Consider the following 20,932-nt stretch of genomic DNA (forward strand, 5'->3'; position numbering starts at 1 on the left):
CAATGAATTCACCTTGAGGAATTGGCTTTGATCTTTTCGGCAAATTGACGATAGAAGCTGGGACGTTCGAGATAACCGCCATGCGCCGCAGCGCTCGACATGCCGGTCTTGTATTCCTCGTCGTCGATGCCCGGTGCAAAGATGTCCTTTGTCGTAAAGCTGAGAATGTCGTTGGTGTCCCAGACATTCCACCACTTGCCGAGATTCGCCGTAGGGACCGGTGTCGGGCGCCCGGTTGCCTTGGAATTCCTGGGGTCGCTGGCGAGGAACATGTTGAGCTCCTCGAAATAGCCGACCTGGCTGGCGGCAGCGCACCAATAGTCCACCTTGATGGGGCTGCGGGCTGTCGGCAGGAACGACGTGACAGTGTCGTATGCGATCTGCCCACCCATGCTGTGCGTGAGCAACACGATCGGCTCGTTGTTGTTCTGCTGCTTGTTCGTCTGTGCGGTTTCGAGCGCCTTGATCAGGACGGCGGGGATCGGACCGGGGGCGGCAGCCGTGCCGCGGCCCGAGACATAATAGAGCACGTCGCCGAGAAACCGCGTGACGAAATCGTTCAATGCCGGACGCAGCTCGCCCGCTGCGACCGAAAGCCCGACCGCGGGCGTGTTGATCAGCCGCGAGGCGCTTTCCTGAATGCGTTCCTTGATGTCGCGCAACACGTCGAGAGCGCCTGCGCTGGCGAAGGTCGATTGCGCCTCGATGCCACGCTGAATTTCCGCCGCGACGATCGCCCATTGCTGGTCGGGCGCACCGGTCTGGCTGAGCTTCGCCTGCATGTTCGCATCGTGTGCAATCTTGTCCGCGATGACGCCAATTCGCGCGCGTTGCACCGGCGTCATCGTCGGCTTGCTGGCGGCGAGGGTTATCAGATCCGTCATTGCCTCTGCGGACAGGCCGTTCAGTGCTATCTTGCTTGAGGCTGCGCCGGCCGAGCCACTCGTGAAGGCGCTCGGCTGCGCTTCTACGCGCGGCGCCTTGGCGACCAGTGCGTCGAGCATCTCGTCGTCCGGCGCCACCGCCCCCTGACCGGTCAGCTTGGTCCGCGGGCGCGCGACGCCATCCCATTTCGGAGCCGCACACAGTTGAAACCAGTCAGCGGCCTGGATCGAGACCTTGTCCGGATTGCGCGATATTGCCGGCGCGACGATATTTCTCAGATATTCCTTGACGGGCTCGAAGTGCTTTGGATCGCGGGTGTTGACGCCGTGCATATAAATAATAGGCATGAACCGCTCCTCCCCGACCCGCACTCAATCGAGAGTAATCGAGCAAAGGATTGATCGCAACCCAAACGTGCAGATCGCAGGTTGCTCACATCCTGCCGGACGGGCCGCTAGAACGTCGGCGGCGTGCAGGCGCTGATCACCTCGCACGGCTTGTTGCCGATGCAGCGGAAGCGGTGCGGACGGCGGCTCTCGAAATAATAGGCGTCGCCGGGCCCCAGGATGCGCCGCTCGGCATCGACGGTGACCTCCAGCCGGCCCGAGATGACGATGCCCCCTTCCTCGCCGTCATGCACCAGCGGCACGCGGCCGGTGTCGCCGCCAGGGCCGTAATGCTCGCGCAGGATCTGCAGGGCGCGGCCGAACATGGTGTCGCCGACCTGCAAATAGGAGATCGGCTTCTTGCCGATCTCGGTCAGCTCGTCGGCGCGGTAGAACGCCTTGCGCGGCCGCTCCGGCTCGATGGCGAAGAATTCCGCGAGCCCCATCGGGATGCCGTCGAGGATGCGCTTGAGCGCGCCGACCGACGGGTTCATCTGGTTGGACTCGATCAGCGAGATCGTCGAATTGGTGACGCCGGAGCGTTTTGCCAGTTCGCGCTGGGAGAGCTTGTGGTGACTGCGAACGAAGCGGAGTCGCCCGCCGATATCGACGCTCATCGGATTCCCGTGTTGCAGGTGTTGCGGATCGGACAAATATGCCTTGGTCGATCCAGTAAAATCAATGCCTTAAGGGCTGACAGAAAAGGACTTGTTGCATATCTATACGCATGGGACGGCTACCTACCCCTCATAGAAGGAGTCGCGCCGTGACGGTCCACCAGATTCCCAATACCCTCGAACTCCAGGCCTTCTGGATGCCGTTCACGGCGAACCGGCAGTTCAAGGAGACGCCGCGCCTGTTCGCCTCCGCCGAGGGCATGTATTACACCAGCGTCGACGGCCGCAAGGTGATCGACAGCTCCGCCGGCCTCTGGTGCGTCAACGCCGGCCACGGCCGCAAGCAGATTGCGGCAGCCGTCGAGCGCCAGCTGATGAATCTCGATTTCGCGCCGTCGTTCCAGATGGGCCATCCCATCGCCTTCGATTTCGCGCGGCGCCTCGCCGAGATCGCGCCCAAGGGCCTCGACCGCGTTTTCTTCACCAATTCCGGCTCGGAGTCGGTCGATACCGCGCTGAAGATCGCGCTGGCCTATCACCGCGCCACGGGCCAGCCGACCCGTACCCGCCTGATCGGCCGCGAGCGCGGCTATCACGGCGTCGGCTTCGGCGGCATGTCGGTCGGCGGCATGGTCAACAACCGCCGCGCCTTCGCCACCCATCTGCCCGGCGTCGATCACATCCGCCATACCTACGATCTCGAGCGCAACGCCTTCTCCAGGGATTTGCCGAAGCACGGCGCGGAGCTTGCCGACGACGTCGAGCGGCTGGTCGCGCTGCACGGCGCCGACACCATCGCCGCAGTGATCGTCGAGCCGGTGCCGGGCTCGACCGGCGTGCTGCCGCCGCCGCAAGGCTACCTGCAGCGGCTGCGCCAGCTCTGCGACAAGCACGGCATCCTCCTGATCTTCGACGAAGTCATCACCGGCTTCGGCCGGCTCGGCACGCCGTTCGCCGCCAATTTCTTCGGCGTCACGCCGGACCTGATGACGACCGCCAAGGGAATCACCAACGGCGCCGTGCCCTGCGGCGCGGTGTTCGCCAGCCGCAAGGTGCATGACGGATTGATGACCGGCCCGGACAGCCAGATCGAATTGTTCCACGGCTACACCTATTCGGCGCATCCGGTGGCCTGCGCGGCGGGCCTTGCCACGCTCGACATCTACAGGGACGAGGGGCTCTTGACGCGCGGCGCGCAGTTCACCGATTACTGGCGCGACGCGCTGCATGCGCTGAAGGGCCTGCCCAACGTCATCGACATCCGCAATGTCGGCCTGATGGGCGCCGTGGAGCTCGCGCCGCGCAAGGACGCACCCGGCGCGCGCGGCTACGAGGTGATGGTGGACTGCTTCAACAGTGGCCTTTACTTCCGCACCAGCGGCGATGCCATTGCGATGTCGCCGCCCCTCATCGTCGAGCGCAACCATATCGACGAGATGATGTCGATCCTGTCCGACGCCATCAAGCGCGTGGCCTGATTATTGCTCTTGCCGCTGCAGAGTCCTTGATCTCTGCAGCGGCCGGACGCCGCGCGTGGGAGCCTCCAAGTGAAAGTCCTGATCCTCGGCAGCGGCGTCATCGGCGTCACCTCCGCCTATTATCTCGCCCGAGCCGGCCACGAGGTGACGGTCATCGACCGCCAGCCCGGGCCGGCGCTGGAGACGAGCTTTGCCAATGCCGGCGAAGTCTCGCCCGGCTACTCCTCGCCATGGGCCGGCCCCGGCGTGCCGGTGAAGGCGATCAAGTGGCTGTTGATGAAGCACGGCCCGCTGGTGATCCGCCCCAATCCGGATCCGGCGATGTGGTGGTGGCTGCTCAAGATGCTGCGCAACTGCACCGCCGAGCGCTATGCCGTCAACAAGAGCCGCATGATTCCGCTTGCCGAGTACAGCCGCGACTGTCTTCGGAGCTTGCGCGCCGAAATCGGCATCCGCTACGACGAGCGCAGCCAGGGCACGTTGCAGTTGTTCCGCAAGCAGGCGCAGCTCGACCATACCGGCGACGACATCGCCGTGCTGAAGCAATACGGCGTGCCGTACGAGGTGCTCGACCGCGAGGGCTGCATCAAGGCCGAGCCGGCGCTGGCGCAGGTGAAGGACAAGATCGTGGGTGGCTTGCGCCTGCCGCAGGACGAGACCGGCGACTGCCAGATGTTCACCGCTGTTCTGGCCGAGCACGCCGCCGGGCTTGGCGTGCAATTCAAGTTCAACGTCGGCATCGACGGGCTGGTCGCCGAGGGCGGCCGCATCGCGGGCGTCGCCACCAGTGAAGGCGTGATGCAGGCCGACAGTTACGTCGCCGCGCTCGGCAGCTGGTCGTCACGCTTCCTGCGCAGCGTCGATATCTCCATTCCCGTCTATGCGGTGAAGGGCTATTCGATCACGGTGAACGTGGCCGAGGAAGCCGGCGCTCCGGTGTCGACCGTGATGGACGAGAGCTACAAGGTCGCGATCACCCGGCTGGGGAGCCGCATCCGCGTCGGCGGCACCGCCGAATTATCCGGCTATTCCAACACGCTGCATCCGGCGCGGCGCGCCACGCTCGACCATTCGCTGACCGAGCTTTTCCCGCGCGGCGGCGACCTTTCGGACGTCCAATTCTGGTGCGGCCTGCGCCCGATGACGCCGGACGGCCCGCCGATCATCGGCGCCACCCGCTACGCCAACCTCCACCTCAACACCGGCCACGGCACGCTGGGCTGGACCATGGCCTGCGGTTCGGGGCGCGTGCTGGCCGATTTGCTGTCAGGACGAAAGCCCGACATCGACACGCGGGCGCTGGCGATGGACAGGTACGATCACCGCTTCGGCTGACGCGGCGCATTTGCCTCATCGCGGCGGGCGGTATACTCGCACTTCAGGGTGCCTCGGCTCGTTTCCAGCGGGTTGACGGACTATGCATTATCTTGCATGATCCAAGGATGGGATACGAAGTCGAGAAGCTGATTGAGTATCGGATCGCGCACTATAGTGCAGCATCGGAAGCCTCGACTTACTTCACCAATCAGCGGGCCAGCGTCAGCTTTCGGTTCGACAATCCGATCGTTTGCCGGATGATCACCGGCTACAAGATGATGCAGGTCGATCGATCGGAACCCTTCGCCTTCCTTCCCGGCGAGTCGATCCTGGTCCCGCCGCGCAAGCATCTCCTGATCGATTTTCCGCTCGCCGACGTCGATCATCCGACGTCCTGCATGTGCATCGAGATCGACCGCGACAAGGTCGACAGCATCGTCGAACGCATCAACGATTCGCGCCGCAGGGCCGGAATCCGCAAGGACATTTCCCTGAACTGGAATCAGTTCGCCCTTTATCGCGGCGAGGCCGCGATCGACGCGCAGCTCGATCGGCTGATGGATTTGTACGTCCACGAGCGCTCGGAATTTCGCGATGCCCTGATCGACGCTAATCTGAGCGAGCTGGTAGTCCGGCTGCTGCAGTCGCAGGCCAAGCGGCTCTTGATCGAGAGCCGGGCGAATGTCCCGGACACCGGGCTTGATGCCGTCGCCCATACGCTGGCGCACAAGCTCGAAAGCCGCCTGGACCCCGATCAATTGGCGCGGTCCGCCGGCATGAGCACGGCGACGTTCTTCCGGCATTTCCGCGCCAGGTTCGGCACGACCCCGGCGAAGTTCGTCAACCAGGCGCGCATCCAGCGGGCGCGCTCTCTGCTGGCTGCGAACCAGGCGAGCGTCACCGAAGTCGCCTTCGAGGTCGGCTTCCAGAGCGTCGGCCATTTTGTCCGCGTGTTCAAACAGGCGACGGGAGAGACGCCTGGCGATTATGTGCGGCGCAACACGCGGCCGGCGGCCGGCAAGATTGAGAATTTCGTGCAAGAGATTGATAGGGCCGTGTCAGCCTGAACCGAGTTCCTGGGCATAGCCTGCCTCCCAAAATCACATTGGGAGGAAAGCATGCGGAACACGGCAGAAGAAAAGCGCGCGGTCGCCGCGGAGAACGCGGCGGTGGGCCGGGGCCGCGATCTCTTCATTGCGGGCGAGTGGCGGCCGGCGTCGAACGGCGCCACGTTTGACGACCTCGACCCGACCACCCGCCAGCCGATGGCGCGCGTTGCCAATGGCACCGCCGCCGACATGGACGACGCCATCGCGGCGGCCCATGCGGCGCAGCCGGCTTGGGCGCAATTGCCTCCCGCCGCGCGCGCCGAGTTCTTCTACAAGGCGGTCGAGGTATTCAACCGACGTCAGCAGGAATTCTGCAACGCGCTGATCCGGGAAACCGGATCCGGCTTCGGCAAGGCAATGTTCGAATGCAGCCTGGTGCCGTTGGCACTTCGCGAGGCGGCGGCGCTCACCAGCCAGGCAGTGGGCGAAATTCTTCCTTCGAACGTGCCGGGCAAGGTCAACGCCATCAAGCGCAAGCCGGCCGGCGTCGTCGGCGTGATCTCGCCCTGGAATTTCCCGCTTTATCTGTCGCTGCGTGGCTTCATCTACGCGCTCGCGCTCGGCAACACCGCCGTCATCAAGCCTTCGGAGGATTCGCCGCTGACCGGCGGGCTGATGATCGCGGACCTGTTTGCCGAGGCCGGCTTCCCCGCCGGAACGGTCAATGTGGTGACCTGCGACCGACAAGGCGCCGCCGAAGTCGGCGGCAAGCTGATCAACGATCCGCGCGTCGCCCGCATCAGCTTCACCGGATCGACCGCGGTGGGGCGGGAAGTGGCCAAGGCCTGCGCCGCCCAGCTCAAGCGCGTCATCCTGGAGATGGGCGGCAAGAACCCGATCCTCGTGCTCGACGACGCCGATGTCGATTATGCCGTCAATGTCGCGTTCTTCGGCGCCTTCCTGCATCAGGGCCAGATCTGCATGTCGGCCGACAAGATCATCGTCGCCCGTCCGCTGTATGATACCTTCTTGCAGAAGCTCGTCGCCAAGGTCGAGCATTTCCGGCCGCTCGAGCCCGACAGCCAGATGTGCGTGATCGGGCCTATCATCAACGACCGCCAACTCGATCGCATCGACCGCCTGGTGTCGCAGGCGACAGCGCAAGGCGCGAAGATTCATATCGGCGGCAGGAAGCAGGGACCGTTCTACCAGCCCACCGTCGTCACCGGCGTCACGCCCGACATGGCGATCTACGGCGAAGAGATTTTCGGTCCGGTCGCGCTGGTGATGCCAGCCGAGAGCGAGGAAGAGGCGATCCGCATCGCCAACGATACCCAATACGGCCTTTCGGCTGCGATCGTGACCGGTAATGCCATGCGCGGACAGGCGATCGCGCCGCGCATTCAGGCCGGCATGGTTCATGTCAACGATTCACCCGTACATGACGAGCCACATTGTCCCTTCGGCGGCATGAAGGCTTCCGGCTGGGTCGGAAAGTGGGGCGGCGCCGGAGCCATCGAGGTCTTCACCGACCAGCAATGGATCTCGACGCAAGTCGCCGCGCGCCAATACCCATTCTGATCGGGCAACGTCGCCGAACAACAAACAACGCAGGGAAGGGGAACGAGATGTACGGTGAATCCGATAAGCTCAAGAAAGGCGACCAGATCAACAGTCTGGAAGATGCGCTCTACCGCGGCCGCGTCGGCCGCCGCGCCTTCATCAAGATGGCGATCGCCGCGGGGCTTGCGCCTTACGCGGCCGAAGCGATGGCGCAGGCCGGCACGCAGGCCGCCTCCAACCAGCTCTACAACAACAAGAACCTGAAGAAGTCCTATGACTTCATCGTGATCGGTTGCGGCAGCGGCGGCAGCGTGGTGGCCGGACGCCTTGCGGCCGAGAGCAACGCCGAGGTGCTGGTGCTGGAAGCCGGCGGCTCCGACCAGGTCGACAACGTCAAGGTCCCCGCGATGTGGCCGACCAACATCCGCTCCGAGCGCGATTGGGGCCACAGCGCCGATCCGAGCCCGAACGTGAACGGGCGCGCGCTGATCCTGCCGATGGGCAAGGTGGTTGGCGGCGGCTCCTCGATCAACGCGACCGTCTGGGCGCGCGGGCACAAGAACGATTTCGACTACTGGGCGTCGGAATCCGGCCACGACGGCTGGAACTACCGGAATGTGCTGAATATCTACCGCCGCATCGAGGACTGGCAGGGCGCGGCGGACCCGCAGCGCCGTGGCAAGGGCGGACGGCTCTGGGTCACGCCCGCGCAAAATCCCAATCCGATCGCGCCTGCGATGGTGAAGGCCGCCGCCTCGGTCGGCATCCCGGCCTTCGACGATCAGAACGGCGTCATGATGGAAGGCGCAGGCGGGGTCGCCATCGCCAATCTGCGCATCAAGGACGGGCAGCGGCGCAACCTGCCGTCGGACTATCTCCATGGCGTTCTCGCCAAGCCCAACGTCACGCTGCTGACGGGCGCGGAAGTCACGCGCCTCGTGATGAGCGGCTCCAAGGTCACCGGCGTCGATCTCGTCAGGGACGGCGCGGTGCAGACGGTGATGGCGGCCAAGCAGGTGATCCTTTGCGCGGGCGCCATCAACAGCCCGAAGATCCTCATGCTGTCCGGCATCGGCGATCCGCAGGACCTCGGCAGGCACGGCATCAAGACCGTTGTCGCGCTGCCCGGCGTGGGGCGGAATTTCCAGGACCATGTGCTCGTGGCCGGCTGTATCTGGGAGTACAACAATGCGCTGCCGCCTGCGAACAACCTCGCGGAAGCGACCTTCTTCTGGAAGAGCGACAGCGCGCTCGACACGCCCGACCTGCAACCCTTCCAGATCGAGGTCCCCTACGCTTCGGAGGTAACGGGCAAGCAGTTCAACGTCGTACCGGGCGCCTGGTCGATTGCGCCGGGGCTGGTGCGGCCGAAGAGCCGCGGGCGTGTGATGCTTGCATCAGCCAATCCCGCCGACAAGGCCAGGGTCGACGGCGCCTTCCTGTCCCACCCGGACGACGTGACGGCGCTGCTGCGTGGCATCGAACTCTGCCGGGAGATCGGCAACGCCGCTGCGATGAAGGAGTTCGTCAAGCGCGAGATCATGCCGGGCAAGCTCGACAAGGCGGCGATGACCGATTTCCTGCGCAACGCGGCCGGAACCTATTTCCACGAGAGCTGCACTTGCAAAATGGGCCGCGACGAAATGTCGGTCGTCGACGGCAAGCTCGGGGTGCGCGGCGTGGAAGGACTGTCGATCGCGGACGCCTCGATCATGCCGCGGGTGTCGACAGGAAATACCATGGCGCCCACAGTCGTTATCGGCGAGCGGATGGCGGACATCCTGCTTTCCAGAGCATGACGGGCGAGCATCAGGATCGCTTCGTTCGCGTTGGCGATGTTCGCGCGCGCTACTGGCGCGCGGGAGAAAGCGGCTCGGCCGTCCTGCTTCCGGGCATCATCATCCGGAGTAGAGCCCGTTAAGAAGTGGGAGGGCGATGACGGTTCGAAGAGCTGGCGAGTTAGAACGCCGTGGCTGCGGCCAGGCTGGCCTCGATCGACTTGAAGTGATCGAGCCTGGCAACCGCGCGATCGAGCTCTTCGCTGACCGGCATCCCGGCGAGGCCTTCCTCCATCTCGGCGATCCGGGCCTGCAATTCGGCGACGTCGAACTCCGCGATGTGCGAGGCAAATTCGGCGAGGATGGTCAGTTTCTCGTTGGAAAATTCCGCGATGCCGCCGAGCACCACGAATGTCTCGCGCTCGGCGCCGCTGCTCGCAGTGACGAGCCCCGGGCGCAGCAGCGCGACGATCGGCGCATGGCCCGCGAGCACGCCAAGGTCGCCCTCGGCGCCCGGTAGGTCGACTTGATCGACCTGCTCCTCGAACAGCAGTTTCTCCGGAGAGGTCAGGCTCAACTGAAACGTCGCCATCGCGGACTTTCCGATCGTTGCGATACAGCAAGTAGGTTGGCTGTATCGGGGACACGTAGATGCGGGTCAAGGCCCGGATCGCCGCACCGCGCAATCGTGCCGGCTAGCGAACACACTTGGCTTTTCGGAAAGGCTTTTCGGAAAGATGTCACCGAGTTGATTCCGGGCCCGCCGCGGCTCCAATGTCGAGAACGGCGAGCCATCCCCGATGAACGATCCCGACCGGCAACGGAGGAGGTTTCCATGCAACCCGGCAATGAAGGCAAGGGCTCCTGGTGGAATGCGCTGCTTCTCCTGCTTTCGAAGCTCGGCATCCTGCGCTACGGCACGAAGTCCTACACCTACACGTCGGGACGCGACCGGCCGGCGGAATCGCTGATGAACGACGTCTTCGACGCCGAGCGCGACCTGACGACCAAGGAAGACCTCGCCAAGCTGTTGCGACGCGGTCCGGAGAAATGAGGGCCCCGCCGGACAGCCCCTTTCTTACATATGCGAATTCATGTATATATGCGTTTGCCGGGCGCGGAATCCTGCCGGCCCGCAAACGCGAAGAGACACTATGACCTCTATTCTCTCATCGGAAATCGAGACGGAGCTGAGGGAGGGCGCCGAATATTCGGCCGAGCTCGATATGCTGATGCGCAAGGCGCGGAAGGCCAGCAACTTCCTGAAGGCGCTCTCGCATGAAAGCCGGCTGCTGCTGCTTTGCCTGCTCGCCGAACGCGAGCGGAGTGTCACCGAGCTCGAGAACATCCTGTCGCTACGGCAATCGGCGGTGTCGCAGCAGCTCGCAAGGCTTCGCTATGACGGCATGGTGGATACCCGCCGCGACGGCAAGACGATCTATTACAGCCTCGCCAACGACGATGTTCGCCGGCTCATCGCCGTGATCTACGATATCTTCTGCGCGATCGATCCCGATCCGCAGAAGAAATAGCGCGGCCATGGTGCGGCGCGCCGCTGCCTCTGCATCGCGATGGAGGAATCCGTGCAGCTGACGTCTGCCTGGATGCAGGCACTGAGCGGACTTGCGGTGGGCGCGGCTCTCGGCTTTGCCATCCAGCGGTCGAGACTGTGCAGCTTCGGTGCGATCGAGGATTTTCTCATCGGCGGCGACAGCCGCCGCCTGCGCGTGTTCGCGCTGGCGCTCGGCATTGCGCTGCTGGGCACGCAGGCCCTCGTGCTCGCCGGGATCGTCAGCCCGGCCGACACGACCTACGCCCCCGCGGCGCTGCCGCTGCTCTCGATCGCGATCGGAAGCGTGGCGTTCGGTGTCGGCATGGCGCTGGTCGGCACCTGCGGCATGGGCTCGCTGGTGCGGCTCGGAACGGGCGATCTGCGCGGTCTGGTCGTGGTCGTCATCCTGGGGGCGGCGGCCTATGCCATGCTGCGCGGGATCTTCGCCGATTTTCGCATCATGTTTCTCGAGCGGGTTTCGGTGAGCCTTCCCGAAGCCGGCACCGACATCGCCGCGCTGGTGTCGCGCGCGGCAGGCGCCGAGACCAGACCGATTGTCGCCGCGGTGTTCGGTATCGCGCTGTGCCTGCTTGCGATGCGCGACGCGAGGCTGCGGCGGACGCCGCGGCTGCTGGCGGCAGGCGTGGTGCTCGGGCTGCTGGTGACGGCCGGATGGATGCTCACCTCGTTCCTGCATGACGAGTTCTCGGGCCCGGCCCGTCCGCAAAGCCTCACCTTCATATCGACGGTCGGCAAGACCGTGTTCGCCGGTCTATTGAACGCGCAGGCCTTCGCCGACTTCGGCGTCGGCAGCGTGATCGGGACCGTGCTCGGCGCGCATCTCGCGGCGCTCTTCGCCCGTGAGTTCCGCTGGGAGGCGTTCGACGACGACCGCGAAATGCGGCGTCATCTGGTTGGTGCCGGGTTGATGGGTGTCGGCGGCGTCCTCGCCGGCGGCTGCACGATCGGCCAGGGTATCACGGCGGGCTCGATGCTCGCGTTGTCATGGCCGGTTTCCGTGATCGGCATCATCGCCGGCGCGCGACTCGGCATCGCGTTCCTGATGGACGAAGCGCCGCGCATGCTGATCTCGCGCAGTGTCAGCCGCCTGTTCAGCCGCGAGTCGTAATCGCCGCGGCCGACCCTTTCGCTTATTTGTTGATCGGGGATTCCGGGTCGAACAGCAAGGCCAAGACGTCCTTGATCTGCGCTTCGGTGAGCACCTGGTTCGCCCCGAACCTCGGCATGTTCGAGCACGCTGCCTGCGACTGCGAGTCGTACACTTTGGCCCAGGCGAGCTTGATCGCATCGGGCGCGTAGTTACGGTCCTTGCCATAGTTGGTCAGGCTGGGGCCGATGGTGCCGAAGCTGAGTTCGCTCTTCTCCATCTGATGACAGGCATAGCAGTTGCCGCCGCTGGCGATTCCCGGTTTGTCGGAGAACTGGCCGCCGCGGCCGTTGTTGGCGACCTTCCTGCCTTCCTTCCAGTTGCCGAGCAGCTGGCCGTCGGCCGGATACACCACGCGCGCCGTCTCGCGCGCGGTGATCTTGTCGGCCTCGGCCGCGGGGACGTTGTTGCGAAACTTGTTGCAGGCCTGCAGCGTCTCATCCGGCTTGATGCGCGCCTGCCACTCGGCCGGCGCCTTGCCGAAGGTGGATTCGAGATATTTCTCGACCAGCGCGGGATCGACGGGTTTTGCCGCGGTCTGGGCAGTGGCGGTCGCGACGTGGGCAATGGAAAGCGCGGCGACGAGGAGAGCGGGGGCAATCATGCGTGTCATCGTAATGTCCTCACCGCTTGATCGAGGGAACGTTGATGTCGCCGCCTGCGGCCTGCTTCTGCAGAAACACCGTCAGCGCGGTAATGGCATCGGAGCCATATTCGGGGACCGGCCAGCGCTGCTGCCGGAAGCAGTCCCACAGGCGGTGCTGCATCGTGCGCAGCGCGCCCTGCGATACGCGATAGGTGGGCCAGCTCGCCATCGTCTCCTGCGCCGGCTTTCCCGGCTTCGAGAAGTTCGGCAATCCCTGCAGGCGGATGCGCTTGCCATCGTCGGCATGACAGGTGGCGCATGAGAAATCGTTGACGCCGGCGCGTCGGTAGAACAATTCCTCGCCGACGGCGGCGACTTCCTGTTCCTTAGGATGGCCCAGGGGGATGTCGATCTTCATGCCGTTGGACTTGTTGGCGATGAAGGCGACGAGGTCCTCCATGTCGGAAGCCCTTCCGGGACCGGAGAAGCGCCGCGCCACGATGTCCTTGGTGTCGAGCCCCTGCAGGTTCTGCATGCACCACAGAAGCCGCTGCTCGAGATCCATCACGCGGTCGGTATCCTTGAAGTAGCGCGGCAATTTCGCGAACGCGCCTTCGAGCTTGCCTGCACCGAGGCCGAGATCGCAGCCCTCGAGCGAGACGCCCTTGGCTCCGCGCTTCTCCTGCCAGAGCGCCTCGCCGCGATCGACGGCGAGATAGCCGGGATTCGACATCGGGTCGGAGATCATCGCCCGGTACTTCTCGATCTCCTTCTCGGCTTCATCTTGGGCGTGACTGCTTCCTGTCCACAGGGCCGCGAGTAGGGCCATGCAGGCTGCAAGCCCGAATCCGGGGCGTTTCATCGGTTTCCTCCACCTTCGGGTCGTCTTTTCGCGACCTTTTTTCCGTTGAGTCTTGTTGTTAACGCCTTTACATTCAAAAAAAACAATATAATGATATATGCAGATAATGATCAATTGCGGTTACGGCCGTCAAGAGAAATGATTGGTGCGGCAAGGCCCGCCTCAGGGAAACTCAAGGAGATGGCGATGAACGTCATGACGGCAGAACATTCGCGTCGCGAGGCGCTGAGACTTGCCGGGCTTGCGGGCCTTGCCTTGATCGTGCTGCCCGGCCGCGCCGATGCGACGCCGGATGAAGTGGCCTCCGCCATCGCCAAGCTCTACGGCGAGAAGAAGCCCGGAAGCGGCAAGATCAAGCTCGACGTTCCCGAGATCGCCGAGAACGGCCTCGTCGTTCCCATCAATGTCGAGGTCGAAAGCCCGATGACGGACGCCGACTACGTCAAGGCCGTCCACGTCTTTGCCGAAGGCAATCCGCTTCCCAACGTCGTCAGCTACAAATTCACGCCCGCTTGCGGCAAGGCGTTCGCCGCAACGCGAATGCGGCTCGCGCAGACCCAGGACATCGTCTGCATCGCGGAGATGTCCAATGGTTCCCTCTACATGACGAAGTCCCAGGTCAAGGTGACGATCGGCGGCTGCGGCGGCTGACCGGGACCGAAATCAACCTGAACCAGACAAGGATCAAGAGATGGCGAGTCAACCGCGCGTTCGCATCCCGGCTCAGGCAAAGGCCGGGGAAATCATCGAAATCAAGACGCTGATCTCCCACGACATGGAGTCGGGGCAGCGCAAGGACGCCTCCGGCAAGGCGATACCGCGCAAGATCATCAATACGTTCACGGCGAAGTTCAACGACAAGGTGATCTTCGAGGCGAGCTGGCATCCCGCCATCTCCGCCAATCCCTATCAGTCGTTCTTCTACAAGGCGACCGAGTCCGGCGAATTCACGCTCGTCTGGAAGGATGACGACGGCTCGGAATACGTCGCGAAGAACAAGATAGCGGTCGGCTAGCTCTTTCGACCGCAGCGACGGCCGGACAACCGGCACTTTTGACAATCAAGCGCGCTCCCGGGAGCGCATCGGGATGGAACGCATGATCTCCAGGCGGGATTTCCTGCAAGCGACGGCTGCTGCCTCCGCGATCGTTACGGCTTCGGGGCTTGGACCGTTGGGGCGGGTCGCTGCGCAACAGAAGCTGACCCAGGCCGATATTCTCAGGTTCGATCCGGTCGGAACGGTCACGCTTCTCCACGTGACGGATATCCACGCCCAGCTCGTTCCGCTCTACTTCCGCGAGCCCACGATCAATCTCGGAGTCGGCGACGTCAAGGCGCAGCCGCCGCATCTGACTGACCAGGCATTCCGGAGCTACTACAAGATCGCCAACGGTTCGGCGGGCGCTTACGCGCTGACGGCCGACGACTTCGCGTCGTTGGCGAGGACCTATGGCCGAATGGGCGGGCTCGACCGTATCGCGACGCTGGTCGCGGCTGTCCGTGCGGAGCGCGGCGCCGACAAGGTGCTGCTTCTCGACGGCGGCGACACCTGGCAGGGCTCCTGGAGCGCGTTGCAAACGAAGGGCCAGGACATGGTCGACGTCATGTCCGCGCTCGGGACCGACGCGATGACGGCGCATTGGGAGTTCACCCTCGGCGCGGAGCGGGTCAAGGAAATCGCCGACAAGGCTTCGTTCGCATTCCTCGCCCAGAACGTCCGCGACAGCGAGTGGCAGGAGCCGGTCTTCGAGGCGCGCAAGATGTTCGAGCGGGGCGGCGCGAAGATCGCCGTGATCGGTCAGGCGCTGCCGCGAACCGCCGTCGCCAATCCGCGATGGATGTTCCCGAAATGGGAGTTCGGGATTCGTGAGGACGACATGCAGAAGCAGGTCGACCAGTCCCGCGCGGAAGGGGCGGATGTGGTCGTGCTGCTGTCGCACAACGGATTCGACGTCGACCGCAAGCTTGCGAGCCGGGTGAAGGGCATCGACGTCATCCTGACGTCCCATACGCACGATGCGCTGCCCGAACTCGTGAAGGTCGGCAACACCGTTCTCGTCGCCTCCGGATCGCATGGCAAGTTCGTTTCGCGGCTCGACCTCGCCGTGAAGGACAAGCGCGTGACGGACATCCGTTTCAAGCTGATGCCCGTGTTCTCGGACGCCATCGCGCCCGATCCGGCCATGAAAGCAATGGTGGAGAAGATTCGGGCGCCATATGCCGCCGAACTCGGCGCCGTCATCGGGCGAACGGATTCCCTGCTGTTCCGGCGCGGCAATTTCAACGGCACGTTCGACGACCTGATTTGCGAGGCAATGCTGACGCAGCGCGACGCCGAGATCTCGCTGTCGCCGGGTTTTCGCTGGGGCGGTACGCTGCTTCCCGGCGATGCGATCACCTGGGAAGCCATCACCAATGCGACGGCGATGACCTATCCGGCGTGCTACCGCCAGCAAATGACCGGCGAGCAGCTGAAGCTCATCCTCGAGGACGTCGCCGACAACATCTTCCATCCCGATCCCTATTTCCAGGGCGGCGGCGACATGGTCCGCGTTGGCGGCATGGGCTACGCCATCGACGTCGCGAAGCCTGCCGGCGATCGAATCTCGAATCTCACCCATCTGAAGACGGGCCAGCCGATCGACGCGAAGAAGTCGTATGTCGTTGCGGGCTGGGCGAGCATCAACGAAGCCACGCAGGGGCCGCCGATCTGGGATGTCTTGCGCAGCCATGTCAGCGCGCAAAAGACGATCCAGCTCAAGCAGAATACGGCGGTCCGGGTATCCGGAACTTGACGGTCGAGAGAGCAGGGAAAGAAGACGCACATGAGCGATGAAGGACAACTTCGTTCGGTGAACCGGCGTCAATTGATCAGGGCTGCGGGAATGGCGGCTGGCGGTTTGGCGCTGGGGGCATCTGCCGGTCGCGCGGCGTCGCCGGAGAAGCCGGATCCGTTGATCACCGAGATTCAGGACACCGCACGGTATTTGGGCGATGGAGTGGCTACCAGGCCTTACGGCAACCCGTCGAAGTTCGAGAAGCATGTCATCCGCCGCGATGTGGAATGGCTGACCGCGTCAAGGGAATCGTCGGTCAGCTTCACGCCGCTGCACGAGCTCGATGGAACGATCACTCCCAGCGGGGTCTGCTTCGAGCGCCATCATGGCGGCATCGCCGAAATCGACCCCGGCAAGCACCGTCTCATGATCAACGGGCTCGTCGACAAGCCGATGGTCTTCACGCTCGCGGACCTCAAGCGCTTCCCGGGCCGGGTCAATCGCACCTACTTCCTCGAATGCGCGGCGAACTCCGGCATGGAATGGCGCGGCGCACAGTTGAACGGCTGCCAGTTCACGCACGGCATGGTCCACAACGTCGTCTACACCGGCATCCCGCTCAAGACGGTTCTCGACCAGGCCGGATTGAAGAACAACGCCAAGTGGCTGCTCGTCGAGGGTGCGGACGCCGCGGCGATGACGCGATCGATCCCGATCGAAAAGGCGCTGGGCGACTGCCTGCTCGTCTGGGGCATGAACGGCGAGGCCCTGCGGCCGGAGCAGGGATATCCGCTGCGCATCGTCGTTCCCGGATGGGAAGGCAACATGTGGGTCAAGTGGCTGCGTCGCATCGAGGTCGGCGATCAGCCCTGGCAGCACCGTGAAGAAACCTCCAAATACACGGACCTGCTTTCCGACGGGCGCGCGCGCCGCTTCACCTTCATCATGGACGCCAAGTCCGTGGTCACCAATCCGAGCCCGCAGGCGCCGTTGCGGTTCAAGGGACCGAACACGCTTTCCGGACTGGCGTGGAGCGGGCGGGGCGCGATCAGGCGCGTCGACGTCTCGCTGGACGGCGGACGCAACTGGCGGTCGGCGCGGATCGACGGCGCGTCGACGCCGCTGTCGCTGACGCGCTTCTACGTGGATTTCGACTGGGGCGGACAAGAGCTTCTCGTGCAGTCGCGCGCAATCGATGACACGGGCTACGTGCAGCCGACGAAATCGGAACTGAGACAGGTTCGCGGCACCAACTCGATCTATCACAACAACGGCATCCAGACCTGGCTGGTCAAGGAAAATGGCGAAACCGAAAATGTCGAAGTATCCTAGGATCGCTGCGGCACTTGCCGGATTGTTTCTCGTCACGTTTCCGGCCGAGGCCGGAAAGCTGAACCTCGGGCGTGAAGCGCATCCCGACGAGGTCGCGGCCTGGGACAGCGATGTTCGCCCCGATGGCCAGGGGCTTCCCGCGGGCAAGGGCAGCGTGAAGGAGGGCGAGCCGCTCTACCTCGAACGCTGTGCGTCCTGTCACGGCGAATTCGGCGAGGGTGCCGGCCGCTGGCCGGTTCTGGCAGGCGGCGCCGGAAGCCTCAGGAAGGAAAGCCCGGAAAAGACCGTCGGGTCGTTCTGGCCCTATGCGTCGACGGCGTTCGACTACATTCAGCGCGCGATGCCGTATGGCAATGCCCGCTCGCTCGAGCCGAATGAAGTATATGCTATCGTCGCCTACCTGATGTTCATGAACGACGTCGTCAAGGAGGATTTCACGCTGTCGAGGGAGAACTTGGCGAGCGTGAAGCTGCCGAACGCCGGCGGGTTCTACGACGATGACCGCGAGAAGGTCGAAAAGCAGTTCTGGAATCCGAAGCCGTGCATGACGAACTGCAAGGCGGAGGTTAAGATCACCGGGCGTGCCTCGGTTCTCGATGTCACGCCGGAGGACGGGAAGAAGGGCCCGAAGGTCGACTGATGATGGCTGGCGGAAGTGGACGGCTTGCCAGGGCCGGGTCGCTGGCGGCAACGCTGCTTGCGGCGCCCGGCTTCGCGCAGGCCGCTGCATCCGCCGAGATCAAGGGCGACAGGGAACTTGGAGAATACCTCTCGGCCCAGTGTACGACCTGTCATCAGATTTCCGGTCGAAGCGTCGGCGGCGTGCCCTCGATCGTAGCCTGGCCCGAGGACCAGTTCATCGCCGTGATTACCTCCTACAAGGAGGGACAACGCGACAACGAGACGATGCGAACGATCTCGCACAGCCTTTCGCTCGAAGAGATTGCTGCGCTTGCCGCCTACTTCGGCAGTATCAAGCCGGCCGGACAGGCGCAGAAATGACCGCCGGGGCCGCAACGTCGGGCCGCGAATGCGGCGCTTGCAGGCGGCGGACTCGGCAACGTGACTGTGAAGCGGCAGATTATCGTACTTAGCGGGGAGGAAACCATGTCTGGATTGACTCGAAGAAGCTTGCTTGGCGCCGGCGCAGCCGTAGTCGCGTCCGCAGTGACGGCGCCGGCCGTTATCGGCCAGGCGCGGCCGCGCGTTGTCGTCGTCGGGGGTGGGCCCGGCGGTGCAACGGTTGCCAAATACGTCGCCCGCGACAGCGCCGGTGCCGTCAGCGTCTCGCTGGTGGAGCCTTCGGCCAACTTCGTGACCTGTTTCCATTCGAATCTGTATCTGGGCGGATACAAGACGTTCGAGCAGATTACCCATAGCTACGAAGCCCTGACCAGGAAATACGGCGTCAACCACATCCGGCAGACCGCCGCATTCATCGACCGCGACGAGAAGCGCGTCCGGACCACCGACAACACCATCCTGTCGTACGACAAGCTCGTGGTCGCTCCGGGCATCGACCTGAAATACGATTCCGTACCCGGCTGGGGTCAGGAGCACGAGCAGGTGATGCCCCACGCGTGGAAGGCGGGTCCGCAGACGCAACTGCTGAAGAAACGCCTCGACGAGGTCAAGAACGGCGGCGTCATCGTCATGATCGCGCCGCCAAATCCCTATCGCTGTCCGCCGGGACCTTACGAGCGCGCATCGATGATGGCGCATGTGCTCAAGGCCACCGGCCGGACGAACTGCAAGATCTTCATCGTCGATCCCAAGGAAACCTACTCCAAGCAGGGTCTTTTCCAGGACGGCTGGGAGACGTTCTACAAGGGCATGGTCGAGTGGCTGGGGCCCAAGGTCCACGACGGATTGAAGTCCGTCGACCCGAAGACCGGCACCGTGGTGACGGGCTTCGAGACCTACAAGGACTGCGCGCTGGTCAACGTCATTCCCGCGCAAATGGCCGGCAAGATCGCGCGCGATGCCGGTCTGGCCGACGCTTCGGGGTTCTGTCCGATCGATCCGGCGACGATGAAATCCGCCAAGGACCCGAACCTCTTCATCGTCGGCGACGCCTGCATCCCGGGCGACATGCCGAAGTCGGCGTTCTCCGCGAACAGCCAGGCCAAGGTTGCCGCGATGATCATCCGCAACGAGCTGACGGGAAGCCGTGCCTTCCCGCCGCGCTACAACAACACCTGCTGGAGCCTGATCGAGACCGATAATGCGGTCAAGGTCGGCGGCCGCTACGAGCCGAAGGATGGCAAGATCAGTGCGGCCGAAACCTTCGTCTCGAAGACCGGAGAGACGGCGGAGCTGCGCAAGCAGACCCAGGAAGAAAACATCGGCTGGTATTCGGGAATCACGACCGACATTTTCGGATAGCCGGTTCGCGGCAGGGAAAGGCTCGTTCCTTGATCTGGCTCATCGTGTGAGGCCGCCAGCCCGGTAGACTGGCGCCGCCTCAAGGAGCCTATGCGGCCGTGCTGACGTCTGTTGTCGACCTCGTGGGTGAAGACCTGCTGTCGTGGCTGGGCGGGCTCGCGGTCGGCAGCCTGTTCGGATTCTTCGCGCAGCGCAGCCGTTTCTGCCTGCGGGCCGCCGCGATCGAGTTTTCCCGGGGCGTATCCGGACAACGCCTGGCGGTTTGGCTGCTGACCTTTGCCGCCGCCCTGACGGGCACACAGCTGTTCGTCGCTCTCGGCTGGCTCGATGTTTCCAATGCGCGTCAGCTCGCGCAGCAGGGCAGCATTTCCGGCGCCCTGATCGGCGGCGTGATGTTCGGTTGCGGCATGGTGCTGGCGCGCGGCTGCGCCAGCCGGCTGCTGGTGCTTTCGGCTAACGGCAATCTGCGGGCATTGTTGTCGGGACTCGTATTCGCCGTCACAGCCCAGGCCGCCTGGCGCGGCCTGTTGTCGCCGGCGCGGGAGTGGCTGACCGGGTTGTGGCTGGTCGATGGCGGGCCGTCGCGCGACATCATGAGCCTGCTGGGCGGCGCGACGCCGGAGAAGCTCGCCTTCAGCGCGGTCTGGCTGCTGGCCGGGTTCGCCTTCGCCTTTCACAGCCGTCTGCCGCCGCGGCTCTTGTGGTCCGCGCTTTTGACCGGCGTGGCCGTCGTCGCAGGCTGGGTCTTCACCTATCAACTTGCCGAGGCATCGTTTTCGCCCGTCACGCTGAAGAGCCTCACCTTCAGCGGCCCGTCCGCCGACGTGCTGATGCTGGTGTTGAACAGCCCCCATGTCCGCCTCGACTTCGATCTGGGCATAGTGCCCGGCGTATTCCTCGGCTCTCTCGTCGCCGCCGCATGGGCGCGCGAGCTGCGCCTGGAGGGGTTCTCCGATGGGCTCGGCATGCGTCGCTATCTCATCGGCGCCGTGCTGATGGGATTCGGCGCCATGCTGGCGGGCGGATGCGCCGTCGGTGCGGGCATTACGGGCGCTTCGGTGTTTGCGCTCACGGCCTGGATTGTCCTCGTCGGCATGTGGCTCGGGGCCGGCCTGACGGATCTGATCGTCGATCGCGGCCTTCCACGGCGGGCATCGGCATCGCCGGCGGTTGGCGACCGCGGCAACGCCTGAACCT

At 64.2% G+C, this 20,932-nt stretch carries 21 protein-coding genes; 16 read left to right on the top strand and 5 right to left on the bottom strand.

Annotated elements, in window-relative coordinates; genetic code table 11:
* Nucleotides 1-8 precede the first annotated feature (8 nt).
* Together ACT4OC_RS06645 and ACT4OC_RS06650 are read right to left on the bottom strand one after the other, a co-directional pair.
* Nucleotides 9-1,232 (bottom strand): hypothetical protein, encoded by a 1,224-nt coding sequence (locus tag ACT4OC_RS06645; RefSeq protein ID WP_444838169.1) that lies wholly within the window; start codon nt 1,230-1,232, stop codon nt 9-11.
* Between the two features lie 107 nt (nt 1,233-1,339).
* Nucleotides 1,340-1,888 (bottom strand): cupin domain-containing protein, encoded by a 549-nt coding sequence (locus ACT4OC_RS06650; protein WP_444838170.1) that lies wholly within the window; start codon nt 1,886-1,888, stop codon nt 1,340-1,342.
* 149 nt (nt 1,889-2,037) lie between these two features.
* On the opposite strand from ACT4OC_RS06650, the gene ACT4OC_RS06655 reads away from it, so the two are divergent.
* From ACT4OC_RS06655 to ACT4OC_RS06675, 5 genes are all read left to right on the top strand, one after another.
* Nucleotides 2,038-3,366, top strand: a complete 1,329-nt coding sequence (locus ACT4OC_RS06655) for an aspartate aminotransferase family protein (protein WP_444838171.1) — start codon at nt 2,038-2,040, stop codon at nt 3,364-3,366.
* A 69-nt stretch (nt 3,367-3,435) separates the two neighbouring features.
* Nucleotides 3,436-4,701, top strand: a complete 1,266-nt coding sequence (locus ACT4OC_RS06660; protein WP_444838172.1) for a D-amino acid dehydrogenase — start codon at nt 3,436-3,438, stop codon at nt 4,699-4,701.
* Between the two features lie 107 nt (nt 4,702-4,808).
* Nucleotides 4,809-5,750 (top strand): helix-turn-helix domain-containing protein, encoded by a 942-nt coding sequence (locus ACT4OC_RS06665; RefSeq protein WP_444838173.1) that lies wholly within the window; start codon nt 4,809-4,811, stop codon nt 5,748-5,750.
* A gap of 51 nt (nt 5,751-5,801) precedes the next feature.
* Nucleotides 5,802-7,313, top strand: coding sequence for an aldehyde dehydrogenase family protein (locus tag ACT4OC_RS06670; protein ID WP_444838174.1), 1,512 nt, complete (start codon nt 5,802-5,804; stop codon nt 7,311-7,313).
* 47 nt (nt 7,314-7,360) lie between these two features.
* Nucleotides 7,361-9,094 (top strand): GMC family oxidoreductase, encoded by a 1,734-nt coding sequence (locus ACT4OC_RS06675; protein WP_444838175.1) that lies wholly within the window; start codon nt 7,361-7,363, stop codon nt 9,092-9,094.
* Nucleotides 9,095-9,254: 160 nt separating this feature from the next.
* On the opposite strand, the gene ACT4OC_RS06680 is transcribed toward ACT4OC_RS06675, so the two are convergent.
* Complete coding sequence (locus ACT4OC_RS06680) at nt 9,255-9,665, bottom strand: F0F1 ATP synthase subunit epsilon (RefSeq protein WP_444838176.1); 411 nt, start codon at nt 9,663-9,665, stop codon at nt 9,255-9,257.
* Nucleotides 9,666-9,908: 243 nt separating this feature from the next.
* Here ACT4OC_RS06680 and ACT4OC_RS06685 point away from each other — a divergent pair, with 243 nt between their 5' ends.
* The 3 genes from ACT4OC_RS06685 to ACT4OC_RS06695 all read left to right on the top strand — a co-directional run bounded on the left by ACT4OC_RS06685 (nt 9,909) and on the right by ACT4OC_RS06695 (nt 11,754).
* The gene (locus ACT4OC_RS06685; protein WP_444838177.1) at nt 9,909-10,127 is read left to right on the top strand and encodes a hypothetical protein; all 219 of its coding nucleotides are present in this window, start codon (nt 9,909-9,911) and stop codon (nt 10,125-10,127) included.
* A 100-nt stretch (nt 10,128-10,227) separates the two neighbouring features.
* A complete protein-coding gene (locus ACT4OC_RS06690; RefSeq protein ID WP_444838178.1) occupies nt 10,228-10,605 on the top strand; it encodes a metalloregulator ArsR/SmtB family transcription factor in 378 nt (125 codons plus the stop codon).
* 51 nt (nt 10,606-10,656) lie between these two features.
* Nucleotides 10,657-11,754, top strand: a complete 1,098-nt coding sequence (locus ACT4OC_RS06695) for a YeeE/YedE family protein (protein ID WP_444838179.1) — start codon at nt 10,657-10,659, stop codon at nt 11,752-11,754.
* Between the two features lie 22 nt (nt 11,755-11,776).
* Here ACT4OC_RS06695 and soxX read toward each other — a convergent pair whose 3' ends face one another.
* Nucleotides 11,777-12,406 carry a sulfur oxidation c-type cytochrome SoxX gene (soxX, locus tag ACT4OC_RS06700; RefSeq protein ID WP_444838180.1) on the bottom strand — a complete coding sequence of 210 codons (630 nt, stop codon included), beginning with the start codon at nt 12,404-12,406 and terminating at the stop codon, nt 11,777-11,779.
* Nucleotides 12,407-12,416: 10 nt separating this feature from the next.
* Nucleotides 12,417-13,208 (bottom strand): sulfur oxidation c-type cytochrome SoxA, encoded by a 792-nt coding sequence (gene soxA, locus ACT4OC_RS06705; protein ID WP_444838284.1) that lies wholly within the window; start codon nt 13,206-13,208, stop codon nt 12,417-12,419.
* Nucleotides 13,209-13,427: 219 nt separating this feature from the next.
* On the opposite strand from soxA, the gene soxY reads away from it, so the two are divergent.
* From soxY to ACT4OC_RS06745, 8 genes are all read left to right on the top strand, one after another.
* Complete coding sequence (gene soxY, locus ACT4OC_RS06710; RefSeq protein WP_444838181.1) at nt 13,428-13,892, top strand: thiosulfate oxidation carrier protein SoxY; 465 nt, start codon at nt 13,428-13,430, stop codon at nt 13,890-13,892.
* 40 nt (nt 13,893-13,932) lie between these two features.
* Complete coding sequence (gene soxZ, locus ACT4OC_RS06715; protein ID WP_444838182.1) at nt 13,933-14,256, top strand: thiosulfate oxidation carrier complex protein SoxZ; 324 nt, start codon at nt 13,933-13,935, stop codon at nt 14,254-14,256.
* An 82-nt stretch (nt 14,257-14,338) separates the two neighbouring features.
* Nucleotides 14,339-16,036, top strand: a complete 1,698-nt coding sequence (soxB, locus tag ACT4OC_RS06720) for a thiosulfohydrolase SoxB (RefSeq protein ID WP_444838183.1) — start codon at nt 14,339-14,341, stop codon at nt 16,034-16,036.
* Between the two features lie 30 nt (nt 16,037-16,066).
* Nucleotides 16,067-17,350, top strand: coding sequence for a sulfite dehydrogenase (gene soxC / locus ACT4OC_RS06725; RefSeq protein ID WP_444838184.1), 1,284 nt, complete (start codon nt 16,067-16,069; stop codon nt 17,348-17,350).
* Nucleotides 17,334-17,990: a c-type cytochrome gene (locus ACT4OC_RS06730; protein WP_444838185.1), complete on the top strand. Its 657-nt coding sequence runs from the start codon at nt 17,334-17,336 to the stop codon at nt 17,988-17,990. Before soxC ends, ACT4OC_RS06730 begins: the two co-directional genes overlap by 17 nt.
* Nucleotides 17,990-18,352 (top strand): c-type cytochrome, encoded by a 363-nt coding sequence (locus tag ACT4OC_RS06735; RefSeq protein ID WP_444838186.1) that lies wholly within the window; start codon nt 17,990-17,992, stop codon nt 18,350-18,352. The genes ACT4OC_RS06730 and ACT4OC_RS06735 overlap by 1 nt, the downstream gene beginning before the upstream one ends.
* Nucleotides 18,353-18,457: 105 nt before the next feature.
* On the top strand, nt 18,458-19,735 hold the full coding sequence (locus tag ACT4OC_RS06740; RefSeq protein ID WP_444838187.1) for an FCSD flavin-binding domain-containing protein: 1,278 nt from the start codon (nt 18,458-18,460) through the stop codon (nt 19,733-19,735).
* A 98-nt stretch (nt 19,736-19,833) separates the two neighbouring features.
* Complete coding sequence (locus ACT4OC_RS06745; RefSeq protein ID WP_444838188.1) at nt 19,834-20,928, top strand: YeeE/YedE family protein; 1,095 nt, start codon at nt 19,834-19,836, stop codon at nt 20,926-20,928.
* Nucleotides 20,929-20,932: the final 4 nt, after the last annotated feature.

It is taken from the genome of Bradyrhizobium sp. (genome assembly GCF_052389815.1).
In the GTDB taxonomy this organism is placed as follows: domain Bacteria; phylum Pseudomonadota; class Alphaproteobacteria; order Rhizobiales; family Xanthobacteraceae; genus Bradyrhizobium.

Bases quoted from the DNA above. Each gene is read 5' to 3' on its own strand.
- ACT4OC_RS06675 (WP_444838175.1), top strand. From the start codon at position 7,361: ATGTACGGTGAATCCGATAAGCTCAAGAAAGGCGACCAGATCAACAGT.
- ACT4OC_RS06685 (WP_444838177.1), top strand. From the start codon at position 9,909: ATGCAACCCGGCAATGAAGGCAAGGGCTCCTGGTGGAATGCGCTGCTT.
- soxX (WP_444838180.1), bottom strand. From the start codon at position 12,406: ATGACACGCATGATTGCCCCCGCTCTCCTCGTCGCCGCGCTTTCCATT.
- ACT4OC_RS06735 (WP_444838186.1), top strand. From the start codon at position 17,990: ATGATGGCTGGCGGAAGTGGACGGCTTGCCAGGGCCGGGTCGCTGGCG.
- soxY (WP_444838181.1), top strand. From the start codon at position 13,428: ATGAACGTCATGACGGCAGAACATTCGCGTCGCGAGGCGCTGAGACTT.
- ACT4OC_RS06730 (WP_444838185.1), top strand. From the start codon at position 17,334: ATGTCGAAGTATCCTAGGATCGCTGCGGCACTTGCCGGATTGTTTCTC.
- soxA (WP_444838284.1), bottom strand. From the start codon at position 13,208: ATGGCCCTACTCGCGGCCCTGTGGACAGGAAGCAGTCACGCCCAAGAT.
- soxB (WP_444838183.1), top strand. From the start codon at position 14,339: ATGATCTCCAGGCGGGATTTCCTGCAAGCGACGGCTGCTGCCTCCGCG.
- ACT4OC_RS06665 (WP_444838173.1), top strand. From the start codon at position 4,809: ATGGGATACGAAGTCGAGAAGCTGATTGAGTATCGGATCGCGCACTAT.
- ACT4OC_RS06645 (WP_444838169.1), bottom strand. From the start codon at position 1,232: ATGCCTATTATTTATATGCACGGCGTCAACACCCGCGATCCAAAGCAC.
- ACT4OC_RS06690 (WP_444838178.1), top strand. From the start codon at position 10,228: ATGACCTCTATTCTCTCATCGGAAATCGAGACGGAGCTGAGGGAGGGC.
- ACT4OC_RS06740 (WP_444838187.1), top strand. From the start codon at position 18,458: ATGTCTGGATTGACTCGAAGAAGCTTGCTTGGCGCCGGCGCAGCCGTA.
- ACT4OC_RS06650 (WP_444838170.1), bottom strand. From the start codon at position 1,888: ATGAGCGTCGATATCGGCGGGCGACTCCGCTTCGTTCGCAGTCACCAC.
- ACT4OC_RS06670 (WP_444838174.1), top strand. From the start codon at position 5,802: ATGCGGAACACGGCAGAAGAAAAGCGCGCGGTCGCCGCGGAGAACGCG.
- soxZ (WP_444838182.1), top strand. From the start codon at position 13,933: ATGGCGAGTCAACCGCGCGTTCGCATCCCGGCTCAGGCAAAGGCCGGG.
- soxC (WP_444838184.1), top strand. From the start codon at position 16,067: ATGAGCGATGAAGGACAACTTCGTTCGGTGAACCGGCGTCAATTGATC.
- ACT4OC_RS06680 (WP_444838176.1), bottom strand. From the start codon at position 9,665: ATGGCGACGTTTCAGTTGAGCCTGACCTCTCCGGAGAAACTGCTGTTC.